Below are 14080 nucleotides of genomic sequence, written 5' to 3'. Positions count from 1 at the left end.
CCTTCTGACGATTAAACGGCTTTAACGGAAATCTGCTGCTCAGCCGCCATCTTTTTCTTCAACGTACGTTTGGTGCGGTCAATGACGTCACCGGCCAGCTGGCCACAGGCGGCATCAATGTCATCACCACGGGTTTTACGCACGATGACGGTAAAACCATACTCCATCAGCACTTTAGAAAAACGATCAATACGGCTGTTTGAGCTGCGGCCATACGGCGCGCCAGGGAACGGGTTCCATGGGATCAGGTTGATTTTGCACGGCGTATTTTTCAGACGCTCAGCCAGCTCATGCGCGTGCTCGGTGCCATCGTTGATATGGTCGAGCATAACGTACTCAATGGTCACGCGGCCCTGGTTGGCGTTGGATTTGCTGATGTAACGTTCAACGGCGGCCAGGAACGTATCGATATTGTACTTGCGGTTAATCGGCACGATTTCATCGCGGATAGCGTCGTTCGGCGCGTGCAGGGAGATAGCCAGCGCAACGTCAATCATGTCGCCCAGCTTATCGAGCGCAGGCACGACGCCAGAGGTAGACAGCGTCACGCGGCGTTTAGACAGGCCAAACCCGAAGTCATCAAGCATGATTTCCATCGCCGGAACGACGTTGGTCAGGTTCAGCAAGGGTTCGCCCATGCCCATCATCACGACGTTAGTGATGGGACGGGTGCCCGTAATTTTGGCAGCACCGATGATTTTCGCCGCACGCCAGACCTGACCAATGATTTCGGACACGCGCAGGTTACGGTTAAAGCCCTGTTGAGCCGTGGAACAGAAAGTACATTCCAGCGCGCAGCCGACCTGGGAGGAGACGCAAAGCGTGGCGCGGTCGCCGTCCGGGATATACACGGTTTCGACCAGTTGCCCGCCGACCTGAATCGCCCATTTGATAGTGCCATCGGTAGAACGTTGTTCGGAAGCGACTTCCGGAGCGCGGATTTCAGCCACGCGCGCCAGCTTGTCACGCAGCGGTTTATTGATATCGGTCATTTGCTCGAAATCATCGCTGCAATAGTGGTACATCCACTTCATGACCTGATCAGCACGGAACGGTTTCTCGCCCATGTTGATAAAGAACTCACGCATTTGTTTGCGGTTAAGATCAAGAAGGTTAATTTTTGCGGCAGCAGGAGCAACAGTTTTCACTTCCTCTGCAGAAATCGGGAAGGTTTCAGACACGTTTTGCTCGGGAGTTGTTGATTCTAACATAATGAAATATGGCCTCGTTGTTACACGTTATGGCGCCAGGGAAGTGCAGAACCGTCACTGTCTGCGCGCACAAGCGGCATTCAGGTGGCCTGCAATAAATTGCGCCCCGAAGAGGCTGGCTCATTCGGGGCGCAACATTGTACAAATTTTAGGGCAGAGTTGCCATGTTTGGAAGGTGACGCTGACAAAATTCTTGCGAATTTGCGGTCTGTATTCCGGCAATGACGCCCGAAAATCTTAACGCGGGCAGATTTCGCTTTCGTCGAAGAAGTAAGCGATTTCGCGTTGTGCGGATTCTACTGCATCAGAACCGTGAACGGCGTTGGCAGTGAAGCTGTCAGCGAAGTCTGCACGCAGGGTACCGGCCAGTGCGTTTTCCGGGTTAGTTGCCCCCATGATGTCACGGTTACGCTGAACCGCGTTTTCGCCTTCCAGCACCTGAACAACGATCGGACCAGAAGTCATGAACTCAACCAGACCGTCAAAGAATGGACGACCTTTATGCTCAGCGTAGAAACCTTCAGCCTGCTCTTTGGTCAGTTTCAGCATTTTAGAAGCAATGATGGAGAAACCTGCGCGTTCGAAACGAGCGTAGATTGCGCCAATGTCATTGTTAGCAACGGAGTTTGGCTTGATGATGGAGAAAGTACGTTGGATAGTCATGGAAAAACCTCTGTCTGACTTTTATAGGTAGGGCCGGTTAATTTAATGTTATACCTGCCGTAAAATGGCGGTGATTATAGGGAGCGAAGTTAAGATTGCCTACCCGAATCACAACATTTAATTAAAAAAATGCGGCATTGATTCACGATCATGCACAAACTGCCTATTCCCCTTAAACAAAACAGGGGCAATAAGGGGATTTACGTCGAGATCCCCTTGCGGTTTTAGGCCTGCCCGGACGAAGGAATAATATTACGCAGCCAGCTTCCCCACTTACGCTGATAGAACGGCTGCGTGTGACTGATCAGATAATGGCTGATGCCACGTTCCTTTTCAGAAACAATACAGAAATCCACAGGACGGTCGTCCGGTGAGGTTTCGGCCGCCACGTTGCCCGCTTCGCGGATCAGCGCATCAATTTCGTGTTCATCACCGTCGGCCTCCACGCCGATCAACAAGTTGGGCTGATCGTCGACAGTTTTATCGTGGATCAGTGCCATGAATGCCCTGCGCACCGGTTTTTTCTGCGTGAACAGCGTGGTCAGTGCGTCAATCATCGCCGACGGATACTCTTCCGGCTGGCCGATCAGCAGTTGGCTTTCTTTATCCAGCACCAGTTCTGATGGCGCATTCAGCCCGCCGTTGCTCAGCAACTGCGTCACTTCGCTCGGGTAAAACTCTTTTCCGTATTCAGATTTGGGATTTAGAAACAGCTCCTCGCCCTGCGTCATTTCAAACAGCACGCGGGCGGGCAGTGCCACAAAGGCCTGCTCATCCGGGCTTTCGCCTGCACTGGCTTTTTCCAGAACGTCGACGGAAGAAAAGAAAGGAATGATCGAGCTGCCGTCCTGTTTTTCCCAGTGCAGGATATTCAGTTCGCTGCCCGCAGTGATCGCCACACTGCCCTGCGTTTGCGCATTATCCTGACCGGCATCGCCCAGAACAAACACGGTGGAATCCAGCAGCATCTGGTAAAACGCCGGACGCCAGGCGGCAGCGGTCACGGACAGACGGAGCAGTCGCTCCAGCTCGTTTTCACCCTCCGTCGCAGCGCTACCCGCAGGGAGATGATCGTGTGGGACACTCATGGTTCTTTACTCCGGTAAAGGTATAAAACGGGGCGCCCGTGAGCGCCCCGTAAACTTACAACGAAAACAATATTGGATTATTTGGCTTTGTTTAACAAAAGATTAGCTACAGTACGCACGCCCAGACCGGTGGCACCGGCAGACCACTGGTCAGCCGCGCTTTTGCGGTAAGTTGCGGAACAGTCGATGTGCAACCAGCCCTTTTTGTAATCCGTCACAAAGTGAGACAGAAACGCCGCTGCCGTACTTGCACCGGCGGTGTGGGAAGGACCGGCGATGTTATTGAGTTCAGCGAAATTAGACGGCAGATGGGAACGGTGGAACTCTTCCAGCGGCAAACGCCAGAACGGTTCGTGTTCGGCTTTGGCGCTTTCCAGCAGGTCGGCGGCCAGGGCATCATCAAAGCTGAACAGCGCATGGTAATCGTTGCCCAGCGCCGTTTTGGCCGCACCGGTCAGCGTTGCCGCATCGATCAGCAGTTCGGGATTCTGTGCAGAGGCGTCGATCAGGCCATCGGCCAGCACCAGACGGCCTTCCGCGTCGGTGTTCATCACTTCAACGGTTTTGCCATTGCGGTAGCGAATGATATCACCCAGTTTGAGCGCATTGCCGCTGACCATGTTGTCCGCGCAGCACAGATAAAGCTTCACGCGTTTATTCAGGCCGTTGGCCGCGGCCAGCGCCAGCGCACCGGTCAGGGTGGCTGCGCCGCCCATGTCGGCTTTCATGGAATCCATGGAGCCGCTCGGTTTGAGGCTGTAACCGCCGGTGTCGAAAGTAATACCTTTGCCGACCAGGCAGGCGTAAACCGGCGCTTCTGCGTCGCCGCTTGGGTTGTAATCAAGCGCCAGCAGAACCGGAGCGCGATCTGAACCACGGCCAACAATGTGCAGACCGTTATAATTTTGCTGGCGAAGATCGTCACCTTTGGTGATGCGGTAGCTGACTTTGTCGTTACCAAATTCGCACATCAGATCCACAGCGCGCGTTGCCAGTTGCTCTGGTGACAAGTCTTCTGCTGGGGTATTGATCGTGTTGCGCACCCAGTCGATGATTTTCAGGCGCTGCTTCAGCGTGTTCGAATCATCTTCTGATAATTCGGCCCATTCGACGTTACGGGTGCCTTTCGGGCCACGGAAGCCTTGCCAGAATGCCCAACTGTTTTCGAGATCCCAGCCTTCACCGGCCAGTTTAACATTTTTAACGCCCTGACCGTCGATACGACGTGCCGCTCGGGAGATTGCCGTCAGCGCGTCGCCGCCATTCAGATGAATGGTCATGCCCGCAGAATCGGTGCTCAGTGCGGCTTTTTCGCCCCAGCGCGCATCGGCTGGCTGAGTAGAAAGGAAAACGGGCATGGCTTCATTGGTCGTTACTTCGGAACTCATAACAGCACTCCTGATTGTTTTTATCTTCAATGATGACAGGTAAATCGCCCTTTTATAGGGTTACTTCATTTCGTATAAACCGGTGGCAGCTCACGCAGGCGGCGGACAGATTTCACTACCAGCGCAATGGCATAATCAATTTCTTCTTCGGTGGTCCAGCGCCCCAGCGAGAAACGGATGGAACCGTGTGCCAATTCTTCGCTCAATCCTATGGCACGCAAAACGTAGGAAGGTTCAAGGCTGGCGGAGGTACAAGCGGAACCGGAAGACACTGCCAGATCTTTGAGCGCCATGATCAGAGACTCCCCTTCCACGGCGGCAAAGCTGACGTTGAGGATGTTGGGTGCCGCGTGCTGCGGCGATCCGTTGAGATGCACCTGATCCAGTTGCTGAATGCCCTTCCACAGGCGATCCCGCAGTACGGTCAGACGTTCTGCTTCAGCGATCATTTCTTCTTTGGCAATGCGGTACGCTTCGCCCATGCCGACAATCTGATGCACCGGCAGCGTCCCGGAACGCATACCGCGCTCGTGGCCGCCGCCGTGAATTTGTGCGTCGATACGCACTTTCGGTTTGCGGCACACGTACAGCGCGCCGATGCCTTTCGGGCCATAAATCTTATGTGCGGAGAACGACATCAGATCGACCGGCAACTCGCTGAGATCGATAGCTATCTTGCCCACGCTCTGGGTCGCATCGACATGGAATAAAACGCCGCGACTGCGGCAAAGTTCGCCGAGCGTCGCGATGTCCTGAATTACGCCGATTTCGTTGTTCACCTGCATGATTGACACCAGAATCGTCTCCGGACGCATCGCCGCTTCCACTGCCGCTGGGGTGATCACACCATCTTCGCGCGGGGCCAGATAAGTGACTTCGAAACCTTCACTTTCCAGCTGAATACAGGTATCGAGCACCGCTTTGTGTTCGGTCTGGCTGGTGATGATGTGGTTGCCTTTCGCACGCTGCGCATGGGCTGCGCCTTTGATAGCCAGATTGTCAGATTCTGTCGCGCCCGAGGTGAAGACAATCTCACGCGGATCGGCATTGATCAGATCAGCTATCTGGTTACGCGCCACGTCCACGGCCTCTTCGGCCTGCCAGCCAAAGCGGTGCGAGCGGGAGGCCGGATTGCCGAAAGTACCGTCCAGTGTCAGACACTGCATCATCATCTGCGCCACACGCGGATCGACCGGCGTGGTGGCGGAATAATCGAGATAGATAGGTAATTTCATGACAGGCAAGCTCCGGACTGCGCGTTCGTTATCGAACGAAAGAATGAAAAACGACAGCCAGTTTAAAACGGCTTCACGGATTCTTAAAAGGGAAATGACGTTTTGCGGGCACTAATCGGTAAGAATTGACGTCAGTAAAAGTAAAAAGCCCGCGGAAATTAATTTCCCGCGGGCTTTTTTAAGCGTCGATCATCAGTGGAAAAAGAGATTACGCTCTTAAATTCACATTGATCGTTTCCATCTGACGGCCATTTGGCTGACGACGGACTTCACCATTCTGACGGTCGGCCACTTCCAGGATTTCCTGGTTATTGACCAGCTCTGCCAGCGTAATGTTGTTGAGGAAACCGCTGATGCGCTCGCTCAGATCACGCCACAGAGTATGAGTCAGACAGCGTTCGCCGTTCTGGCACCCTTCTTTACCCTGACAACGGGTTGCGTCAACGGATTCATCAACGGCAGTGATGACTGCGCCAACAGCGATATCCGCTGAATCTTTACCTAACAGATAACCACCGCCCGGACCACGAACGCTGGCAACCAGACCGTTTTTACGCAGACGCGAGAACAGCTGCTCCAGATAAGAGAGGGAGATGCCCTGGCGCTCAGAAATGTCAGCCAGTGGTACCGGTCCTTCCTGTGAATGCAGCGCTACGTCAAGCATAGCGGTCACGGCATAACGGCCTTTGGATGTCAGTCTCATAGCATGGTTACCTGTGTTGAATTACTTAAAAATACAATGGTTCGGAATATGCAAATGAGTCTGCCATTCCCGAGTAAAACAGTCAACTATTTAACCTAGTAATTTACTCAAGTATTACAGAGCCGTAAGAACGATGTAGAAGAGAAAACGCAACTCAATGATAATCAGACTAAAAACTGCCTTTATTATCAGAAAGCGAGGCTTATTCCTTGCTGTTCTTAGTCTTTTCGATCGACGTCAGGATGCCGCGCAGGATGTTCAACTCCTGAGATTCAGGTCGCGCACGGGTAAATAACCGACGCAATTTGCTCATTACCTGACCGGGATGTGCCTGTCGGATAAAGCCGGTTTCCAGCAGCGTATGTTCCAGATGCTGATAGAAACGCTCGAGGTCATCGACCAGCGGATACGGTGACTCTTCATACTCTACCTGCGGCTTCGCAGCTTCCAGTAAGGCAAGGTGCGCCACGCGCACTTCATATGCGATGATCTGTACAGCCATCGCCAGATTCAGCGAGCTGTATTCAGGGTTCGCCGGGATGCAGACGTGGTAGTTACATTTTTGCAGTTCTTCATTGGTCAGACCAACGCGTTCACGACCAAACACCAGTGCGACCGGCGCGGTTTGTGCCGCGATGGCGCTGTGCTCGCCGCATTCACGCGGTTCCAGCATCGGCCACGGCAACGTGCGCGAACGGGCGCTGGTGCCGATCACCAGACTGCAGCCCGCCAGGGCTTCGTCCAGCGTATCAACGATCTTCGCATTCCCGATAACATCACTGGCACCGGCAGACAAAGAGATGGCCTGAGAGTCAGGTTTCACCAGCGGATTGACCAGATACAGGCTGGATAATCCCATGGTTTTCATGGCACGGGCGGTAGAGCCCATATTGCCAGTGTGGGAGGTTTCAACTAATACAATACGGATATTGGGCAGCATACAAACTCTGAGCGTGGCGGAAAATCACAACAGCCTATCACAACGGTAGTTAATTTTCAGAACCCCTGCTATACTGCGCGCCGTTTCCCGTATTCCCGTTCTTTAACATCCTAGTTGGAAGATATCCATGCATCCGATGCTCACCATCGCCGTGCGCGCTGCGCGCAAGGCCGGTAACCTGATTGCCAAACATTACGAAACACCAGATTCTGTAGAAGCGACTCAAAAAGGTACCAATGATTTTGTTACCAATGTAGACCGCGAAGCCGAGCACATGATTATCGACGTCATTCGCAAATCCTATCCAAAACACACCATCATCAGTGAAGAGTGTGGCGAACTGGAAGGCGAAGACAAAGATGTACAATGGATTATCGACCCGCTGGATGGCACCACCAACTTCGTTAAACGCTTCCCACATTTCGCTGTATCTATCGCCGTGCGCATCAAAGGCCGCACTGAAGTCGCGGTAGTTTACGATCCAATGCGTAACGAACTGTTCACCGCGACCCGCGGTCAGGGCGCACAGCTGAACGGCTACCGCCTGCGCGGCACCAACGCCAAAGACCTCGACGGCACCATTCTGGCGACCGGCTTCCCGTTCAAAGCCAAACAGCACGCAAAAAGCTACATCAATGTGATCGGCAAGCTGTTCACCGAGTGTGCGGATTTCCGTCGCACCGGTTCTGCTGCGCTGGACCTGGCGTATGTCGCCGCGGGTCGCGTTGACGGTTTCTTCGAAGTGGCCCTGAAACCATGGGATTTCGCCGGTGGTGAGCTGCTGGTTCGTGAATCAGGCGGCGTAGTGACTGACTTCGTTGGCGGCCACAACCATTACTCTTCTGGCAACATCGTTGCCGGTAACCCGCGCGTTGTTAAAGGTATTCTCAATACCATGCGTGAAGAACTGAGCGAAGCGCTGAAGCGTTAATTCCGCTGCTTATCAGTTAAAAAAAACGGACGTCCATTGCGGGCGTCCGTTTTTTTATGCCTGTTTTAGCGACCGAACGGGCCGCCCAGCCCCGATGAAGCCTCTCCGCCCCCCGCGCAGTAAAGCAGGATGCCTGCCACCAGCAGCACAATTCCTCCGCCCAGTGCCAGCAGCGACCACGTAATGCGTTGCCAGACCGCTGGCGTCCGACTGGCGCTCAGCTTCACCGCCAGCGCCCGGCTGTAAAATACCAGCACGCCAATCAGGGAAACGGTAAGCGAGGTGCCGATAGCCATCGCGATAGCAGAAATCACGCCCCAGCTGTATACGCCGATCACCTTGGCAAACAACAGCACCATGATCGCACCTGAGCATGGCCGCAGCCCCATCGCCAGCACGATCGCAATTTGTGTACGCAGATCGCCACCCGCCTGCAACTGTTTATCACTCGGCACATGCTGATGCCCGCAACCACAATGATCGTCATGAACATGCGGCAGCGCGGCCGGCGATGAAATACGGCGTATCTTCATCGCGGGTACTGGCCGCAGACTTTTCAGCGTGTGATAAACGCCTTTCAGCGCCCGCCAGCACAGCAAAAGACCGAGCAGGATCACCAGAATGAAACTCCCCTGCTCCATCCAGAAACTACTCTGATGCAGTTGGCGGGAAGAGAGTTGCAACACGCCGAGCACCACGCTGACCAGCAATATCGCCACCAGTCCCTGCACTATTGCCGAAGCGAAGGTCAGTTTCAGGCTACTTTTCAGCCGGGAAGGATGGGTGGCAAGATAGGTGGTGATGACGATTTTTCCGTGCCCCGGCCCGATGGCGTGGACAACGCCGTAAATCAGGCTAAAGCCCGCCAGTGTGAAACCCGCCCGCATCGGATTTTCTTTTACCTGGCGCAATAGCCCCGCCAGTTCCTGATGTAAATCCCGCTGCCACATAATGCTGCTGAGCAATATGCGCGGCCAGTAATGCATCAGCAGGAAACCGCCTGCCGCCAGCAGAATAAGAAAGACCGCCAGCGGCCACAGATCGCGCCAGGAAATCGTTTTCGACGACGTTGAGATCAATGACATTCCAGCGTGACCTTCTGAGCGAACTGCTGACCGAGATCCATGCTTTCCGGCGGCGCATCGGCTTTATCGAGCGACAGCGCGTAACTTTGCAGCGAGGCATTTGGCTTTGGCGTAAACAGCGCCAGCGTGCAGCGATTTTCCAGCGCCGGCGGCAAATGCAGCGCGGTTTTATCTTTGTAGGTCATATCGACAAAATAGGACGGGTCAAACGTCATAAACTCCATCGGTTTCCCGGTCAGTGGCTGAGGTCGGGCGAGCGGGAGAACAAACTCGAGCACCGCCTGATCGCCTTTTCGGGAAAGCTGATATTCACTCGGTAAGTCCAGATATTTCACCGGTTTTCCCTCACGATAAAAGTTGGTGAAATAATGCTGACTGAGCACGCGCGCCATCACTTCTGCCGCCAGCTTCTTCCAGATATCTGAACCGGTTTTGGCATTTTGCGCGTCATACAACAAATCTGCCGAGGTGATTTCATCCATCGTCCAGACCATTTTCAGACCGGTTAACGAAGTCTCGTCGGCGACCAGCGTAGTCTGCATATCAATAAAGCTGTGCGGGTGCGCAGACGCCGTGCCCGGCAGGCAAAATAGCGCCAGCGCCAGCCAGCGCATACTGAGTCCTGAGAGCCTGTCCCTGGTTTTTCGCAACGTCACTCTCCTGTAAAGCATCATTAAATTGTTACTTAGTAACAGTATTTTGCTGTGCATTTAAGCGGTCGTCAAAAATATCTGTGATCTGAGTTGTAAGCCGGAGTAAAACCCGATGGCCGCGACCTGTCGCGGGCGGGCGGTTTGCTATGCTTGACTAATAATTTCAAGTGACACCATTACAGAAGGTGATATGACTCTGGATCCACAACCTGCTCCCGCGCTTTCCGCTTCGCAACGTCGCTGCCACGTGTTGCTGATGCTGTACGCGCCGCTGACGGCTGTGCAACTGGAGATTATCAGCGAAATCAACCGGGTTGACCTGCAAACGACGTGGGACGATCTGGCGGAAGTCACCTGCGAGATCCAGCGGATACACCGGCTGGACGTGCTGCAATACAGCGAAAAAGAGTGCCGCATTCAGGGTGACACCCTCGCCCAGCGCCTGTGTCTGTTTCAGGGATTACGCCGCACCCTGCGGATTTCCCCAGATTTTGTGCCGCGTCATTTTCTGCCCTGGTTACATATTGCGTTCGAAGGCCAGCCTTGCCCAAAGGTGGTACTGCGCACCGATATTCTGGGGGTCATGATCGAAGATTGCGCCTCGCTGTTGCCGAAAGGGCTGAGCGAGCACGATTGCCAGCTGATACGCATTTGTTTGCAATATTGTCTGTGGCAGAACGGTGCATGGCAAAGCGCGCCGTCCAGCGGCCTACGGTTCACCGAACAACAGCGTCGGTGGCTGCGCGAAAAAGCGGAGTATCCGGCGGCGCGAACGCTGTTTACGCAGTTGCAAACCCTGAGTCACGGCTTGCTCGATGACAGCGAGTGTGAGTTTTTCACGCTGATGCTACGCATGCTCAAAACGCACAGCTACCAGAGTTCCGGTTCGACCGAAGATCGGCGATTGCTGCTGCAAATCGAAAATCTGGTGGCGCGCTTTCAGGATGTCGCTGGCATGAAGTTTAGCAGTCACGAAGGTCTGGTCGGCCAGCTTTTCGCCCATCTCGGCCCGGCCATCGAGCGCTGTCATTTCGGTATTGGTATCGACAATTTAATGCAGGAAGAAGTGAACCGGATGTATCCGCGTCTGGTACGAACCACCCGCGAAGCGCTGGAAGGGTTTGAGCAGGAATATCTGATTCAGCTCTCTGAAGATGAAATCGGGCTGGTCGCGATCACGTTTGGTGCCTGGCTGATGCAGGGTAATGCGTTGCAGGAAAAGCAGATCCTGTTACTGACGCACGATAATCCGGCGCTGGAAGAGGCGGTCGAGCAGCAAATCCGTGAGGCAACGCTGCTGCCGCTGAACATCAAATATCAGACGCTGGCTGATTTCTATAAATTCGGTGCTCCGAGCGGCGTGGCGATGATTGTCACCCCCTACGCCACCCGCAGCACCGACGCCGATCCGCTGGTGATCCACACCCAACTGCCGCTGGCGAAAGAGCAGCGAAAACGTATTCGCTCGCTGCTCGAAGCGCCTTAACGGACAGGTGCGGCCGGTGCGGAAGGCGTGACTTTAGGGCGCAGGAAAATCGCCGGCACCGCCAGCAATGCCATCACCCAGAACAATCCGGCATGCAGATGTTCAAACAGGAAGCCGGACACCATCGTCATAATCGCCACCCCGCCGCCCATTGCCAGTGCAGAATACACCGACTGTAAGCGAATCACCTGATCGCGCGGCCGTGCTGCAATAAAACGCATTCCCGCCAGATGACAGACAGTGAACGTGCCGCAGTGCAGGATTTGAATCACAATCAGCCACGGCAGCGCGGTAAATTCGCCCATCAGCCCCCAGCGTACCACGCCGCACACCGCCGACAGCAGCAGCAGATCGCGCGCCGACCAGCGGCTGAACAGTTGTTTGCTAAAGGTAAACACCAGCACTTCCGCCACCACACCAAGTGACCATAAATAGCCGATAGTCGTCGAAGAATAGCCGACGTCCTGCCAGTAGATGGCGCTGAAGCCGTAATAGGCCGCATGCGCCCCCTGCAACAATGTGACGCATAACAGGAATCGCCAGACCGGCGTTTCGCCCAGCAGCGCTTTCCAGGTGATGGTCGGCGCGCCGCTCTGGCGCGGCTCCCCCACCGGCTTCACGCTCGGACGCAATAACATCCCGAGCAGCATCGCCGCCACGCCTGCGGTCAGCGTGTATAAAATTGCGTTATGACCGTAGACTTCTACCAGTTTTCCGGTCAGCGCCGAGCCAATCACAAACGCAATCGAGCCCCAGACGCGCACTTTGCCGTAATCCATATTGATCTGACGTTGCAGCGTGCCCGCCAGCGCGTCGGTCAGCGGCACCAGCGGCCCGAAGAACAGGCTGAAACCGGCGATGTTGATCATCAGCCACGCCCAGCCGTTGCCGAACCAGAAGCCGACGGCGAAAGCCAGTGTGAGCAATGCCAGAATGCGCAGCCCGGTTATCAAATGAGAGGGGTCTTTGATGGAAGGAGAAATGATTAACGTGCCAAGGAAGCGTGCGACTAATCCTGCGCCGAGCAGCAGGCCGATATTTTCGGAAGAAATCCCCTCGCCTTTAAGCCATAACCCCCAGAAGGGAAGAAAAATACCGTAACTGAAAAAATAGGTGAAATAACTGAGTGACAGCCAGCGTGTGGAACGCAATTCCATAGATCCTCCGGTGTGAGGCCAATACTTTGACAGAGCTCACAATCGCTAGCAATCCGCAAACCTCTCCATAACAGAAGAATGTCTGCCAGCTCACAAATTCTGATTCATACGTATAAAAAAACCCGCCGAAGCGGGTTTTAGCACCTGACGGTTACCGCAATATTATGCGTAAACCGGGAAGCGTGCACAGATGTCGAGAACTTTGTTTTTCACGCGCTCGATAGTTGCTTCATCGTTCACGTTGTCCAGCACGTCACAGATCCAGCCAGCCAGTTCACGCACTTCGGCTTCTTTGAAGCCGCGACGGGTCACAGCCGGAGTACCGATGCGTACGCCAGAAGTCACAAACGGGCTCTTCGGATCGTTTGGTACGCTGTTTTTGTTCACGGTGATGTTGGCGCGCCCCAGAGCGGCATCAGCTTCTTTACCGGTCAGGTTTTTGTCAACCAGATCCATCAGGAACAAGTGGTTGTGCGTACCGCCGGAAACCACTTTGTAACCACGTTCCAGAACCACGGCAACCATCGCCTGTGCGTTTTTCGCCACCTGCTGTTGGTAGACCTTGAATTCAGGTTCCATCGCTTCTTTCAGTGCTACCGCTTTCCCGGCAATCACGTGCATCAGCGGGCCGCCCTGACCACCAGGGAAGACGGCGGAGTTCAGTTTTTTATAGAACTCTTCGCTGCCGCCTTTCGCCAGGATCAGACCACCGCGTGGGCCAGCCAGCGTTTTGTGTGTGGTTGTGGTGACAATGTGCGCGTGTGGAAGCGGATTAGGGTAAACGCCTGCGGCGATAAGACCAGCAACGTGTGCCATGTCGACGAAGAAATAGGCACCAACGCTGTCAGCGATTTCACGCATTTTGGCCCAGTCAACGACACCGGAGAACGCGGAGAAGCCGCCGATGATCATTTTGGGTTTGTGCGCTTCGGCCTGACGTTTCACATCTTCGTAGTCGATATCGCCACTTTCGTCGATACCGTAAGGCACCACGTTGTACAGTTTACCGGACAGGTTTGCCGGTGAGCCGTGCGTCAGGTGACCGCCGTGACCGAGGTTCATCCCCAGAATGGTGTCGCCCGGTTGTAACAGTGCGGTGTAAACCGCAAAGTTCGCCTGTGAGCCGGAGTGTGGCTGAACGTTAGCGAAATCAGCACCGAACAATTCTTTTGCACGGTCGATAGCCAGTTGTTCAACGATGTCGACGTACTCACAGCCGCCGTAATAGCGTTTGCCAGGGTAACCTTCGGCATATTTGTTGGTCAGCTGCGAGCCCTGAGCCTGCATAACACGCGGGCTGGTGTAGTTTTCTGACGCAATCAGCTCGATATGTTCTTCCTGACGAACAACTTCTTTTTCCATTGCTGCCCACAGCTCAGCATCATAATCGGCAATGTTCATTTCACGCTTTAACATCCGCATCTCCTGACTCAACAAACTAAAAATAAACGCCCCTCACGGGTTCTGCGCCACAGTGTAAATGTTTAAGCGGGCTTCGGATAGGGGCTGTTTAAGGTTTTTAGGCAAACGATTGGCTCCA

At 54.3% G+C, this 14080-nt stretch carries 13 protein-coding genes; 2 read left to right on the top strand and 11 right to left on the bottom strand.

Going from position 1 to position 14080, the window contains the following annotated elements; all coding sequences use genetic code 11:
• Positions 1–11: 11 nt before the first annotated feature.
• The 7 genes from ACMHLI_RS08710 to trmJ form a co-directional block, all read right to left on the bottom strand.
• Positions 12–1211 carry a bifunctional tRNA (adenosine(37)-C2)-methyltransferase TrmG/ribosomal RNA large subunit methyltransferase RlmN gene (locus ACMHLI_RS08710; protein ID WP_413529122.1) on the bottom strand — a complete coding sequence of 400 codons (1200 nt, stop codon included), beginning with the start codon at positions 1209–1211 and terminating at the stop codon, positions 12–14.
• Between the two features lie 237 nt (positions 1212–1448).
• Positions 1449–1874, bottom strand: a complete 426-nt coding sequence (gene ndk / locus ACMHLI_RS08705) for a nucleoside-diphosphate kinase (RefSeq protein WP_112164814.1) — start codon at positions 1872–1874, stop codon at positions 1449–1451.
• Positions 1875–2098: 224 nt separating this feature from the next.
• Positions 2099–2962 (bottom strand): enhanced serine sensitivity protein SseB, encoded by an 864-nt coding sequence (sseB, locus tag ACMHLI_RS08700; RefSeq protein WP_413529121.1) that lies wholly within the window; start codon positions 2960–2962, stop codon positions 2099–2101.
• A gap of 77 nt (positions 2963–3039) precedes the next feature.
• Positions 3040–4350, bottom strand: coding sequence for an aminopeptidase PepB (gene pepB, locus ACMHLI_RS08695; RefSeq protein ID WP_413529120.1), 1311 nt, complete (start codon positions 4348–4350; stop codon positions 3040–3042).
• A gap of 65 nt (positions 4351–4415) precedes the next feature.
• Positions 4416–5585, bottom strand: a complete 1170-nt coding sequence (locus ACMHLI_RS08690) for an IscS subfamily cysteine desulfurase (RefSeq protein ID WP_413529119.1) — start codon at positions 5583–5585, stop codon at positions 4416–4418.
• A gap of 208 nt (positions 5586–5793) precedes the next feature.
• A complete protein-coding gene (gene iscR / locus ACMHLI_RS08685; RefSeq protein WP_056781306.1) occupies positions 5794–6288 on the bottom strand; it encodes a Fe-S cluster assembly transcriptional regulator IscR in 495 nt (164 codons plus the stop codon).
• 202 nt (positions 6289–6490) lie between these two features.
• A complete protein-coding gene (gene trmJ, locus ACMHLI_RS08680; RefSeq protein ID WP_413529118.1) occupies positions 6491–7228 on the bottom strand; it encodes a tRNA (cytosine(32)/uridine(32)-2'-O)-methyltransferase TrmJ in 738 nt (245 codons plus the stop codon).
• A gap of 127 nt (positions 7229–7355) precedes the next feature.
• Here trmJ and suhB point away from each other — a divergent pair, with 127 nt between their 5' ends.
• The gene (gene suhB, locus ACMHLI_RS08675; RefSeq protein ID WP_112164805.1) at positions 7356–8159 is read left to right on the top strand and encodes an inositol-1-monophosphatase; all 804 of its coding nucleotides are present in this window, start codon (positions 7356–7358) and stop codon (positions 8157–8159) included.
• A 65-nt stretch (positions 8160–8224) separates the two neighbouring features.
• Here the strand turns inward: suhB and ACMHLI_RS08670 are convergent, their stop codons facing one another.
• Positions 8225–9244: a nickel/cobalt transporter gene (locus tag ACMHLI_RS08670; protein WP_413529117.1), complete on the bottom strand. Its 1020-nt coding sequence runs from the start codon at positions 9242–9244 to the stop codon at positions 8225–8227.
• On the bottom strand, positions 9235–9858 hold the full coding sequence (locus ACMHLI_RS08665; protein ID WP_413529516.1) for a DUF1007 family protein: 624 nt from the start codon (positions 9856–9858) through the stop codon (positions 9235–9237). The genes ACMHLI_RS08670 and ACMHLI_RS08665 overlap by 10 nt, the downstream gene beginning before the upstream one ends.
• 229 nt (positions 9859–10087) lie before the next feature.
• Between ACMHLI_RS08665 and csiE the strand changes: the two genes are divergently transcribed.
• Entirely contained in the window at positions 10088–11383 is a 1296-nt protein-coding gene (gene csiE, locus ACMHLI_RS08660) for a stationary phase inducible protein CsiE (protein ID WP_413529116.1), read from the top strand.
• On the opposite strand, the gene ACMHLI_RS08655 is transcribed toward csiE, so the two are convergent.
• Positions 11380–12540, bottom strand: a complete 1161-nt coding sequence (locus ACMHLI_RS08655) for a 3-phenylpropionate MFS transporter (protein ID WP_413529115.1) — start codon at positions 12538–12540, stop codon at positions 11380–11382. The two genes, csiE and ACMHLI_RS08655, sit on opposite strands and share 4 nt — an antisense overlap.
• Before the next feature lie 162 nt (positions 12541–12702).
• Positions 12703–13956 carry a serine hydroxymethyltransferase gene (gene glyA, locus ACMHLI_RS08650; RefSeq protein WP_413529114.1) on the bottom strand — a complete coding sequence of 418 codons (1254 nt, stop codon included), beginning with the start codon at positions 13954–13956 and terminating at the stop codon, positions 12703–12705.
• Positions 13957–14080 lie beyond the last annotated feature (124 nt).

Origin of the sequence: Rahnella inusitata (assembly GCF_965118895.1) — a bacterium.
GTDB classification, from domain to species: Bacteria; Pseudomonadota; Gammaproteobacteria; order Enterobacterales; family Enterobacteriaceae; genus Rahnella; species Rahnella inusitata_A.
This window is presented reverse-complemented; position numbering and strand designations above follow the sequence as displayed.

What these genes read in the sequence shown, in the direction of transcription:
- sseB (WP_413529121.1), bottom strand. Translation starts at nt 2,962, where the DNA reads ATGAGTGTCCCACACGATCATCTCCCTGCGGGTAGCGCTGCGACGGAG.
- pepB (WP_413529120.1), bottom strand. Translation starts at nt 4,350, where the DNA reads ATGAGTTCCGAAGTAACGACCAATGAAGCCATGCCCGTTTTCCTTTCT.
- ACMHLI_RS08670 (WP_413529117.1), bottom strand. Translation starts at nt 9,244, where the DNA reads ATGTCATTGATCTCAACGTCGTCGAAAACGATTTCCTGGCGCGATCTG.
- ACMHLI_RS08690 (WP_413529119.1), bottom strand. Translation starts at nt 5,585, where the DNA reads ATGAAATTACCTATCTATCTCGATTATTCCGCCACCACGCCGGTCGAT.
- ACMHLI_RS08655 (WP_413529115.1), bottom strand. Translation starts at nt 12,540, where the DNA reads ATGGAATTGCGTTCCACACGCTGGCTGTCACTCAGTTATTTCACCTAT.
- trmJ (WP_413529118.1), bottom strand. Translation starts at nt 7,228, where the DNA reads ATGCTGCCCAATATCCGTATTGTATTAGTTGAAACCTCCCACACTGGC.
- iscR (WP_056781306.1), bottom strand. Translation starts at nt 6,288, where the DNA reads ATGAGACTGACATCCAAAGGCCGTTATGCCGTGACCGCTATGCTTGAC.
- glyA (WP_413529114.1), bottom strand. Translation starts at nt 13,956, where the DNA reads ATGTTAAAGCGTGAAATGAACATTGCCGATTATGATGCTGAGCTGTGG.
- ACMHLI_RS08665 (WP_413529516.1), bottom strand. Translation starts at nt 9,858, where the DNA reads ATGCGCTGGCTGGCGCTGGCGCTATTTTGCCTGCCGGGCACGGCGTCT.
- ACMHLI_RS08710 (WP_413529122.1), bottom strand. Translation starts at nt 1,211, where the DNA reads ATGTTAGAATCAACAACTCCCGAGCAAAACGTGTCTGAAACCTTCCCG.
- suhB (WP_112164805.1), top strand. Translation starts at nt 7,356, where the DNA reads ATGCATCCGATGCTCACCATCGCCGTGCGCGCTGCGCGCAAGGCCGGT.
- csiE (WP_413529116.1), top strand. Translation starts at nt 10,088, where the DNA reads ATGACTCTGGATCCACAACCTGCTCCCGCGCTTTCCGCTTCGCAACGT.
- ndk (WP_112164814.1), bottom strand. Translation starts at nt 1,874, where the DNA reads ATGACTATCCAACGTACTTTCTCCATCATCAAGCCAAACTCCGTTGCT.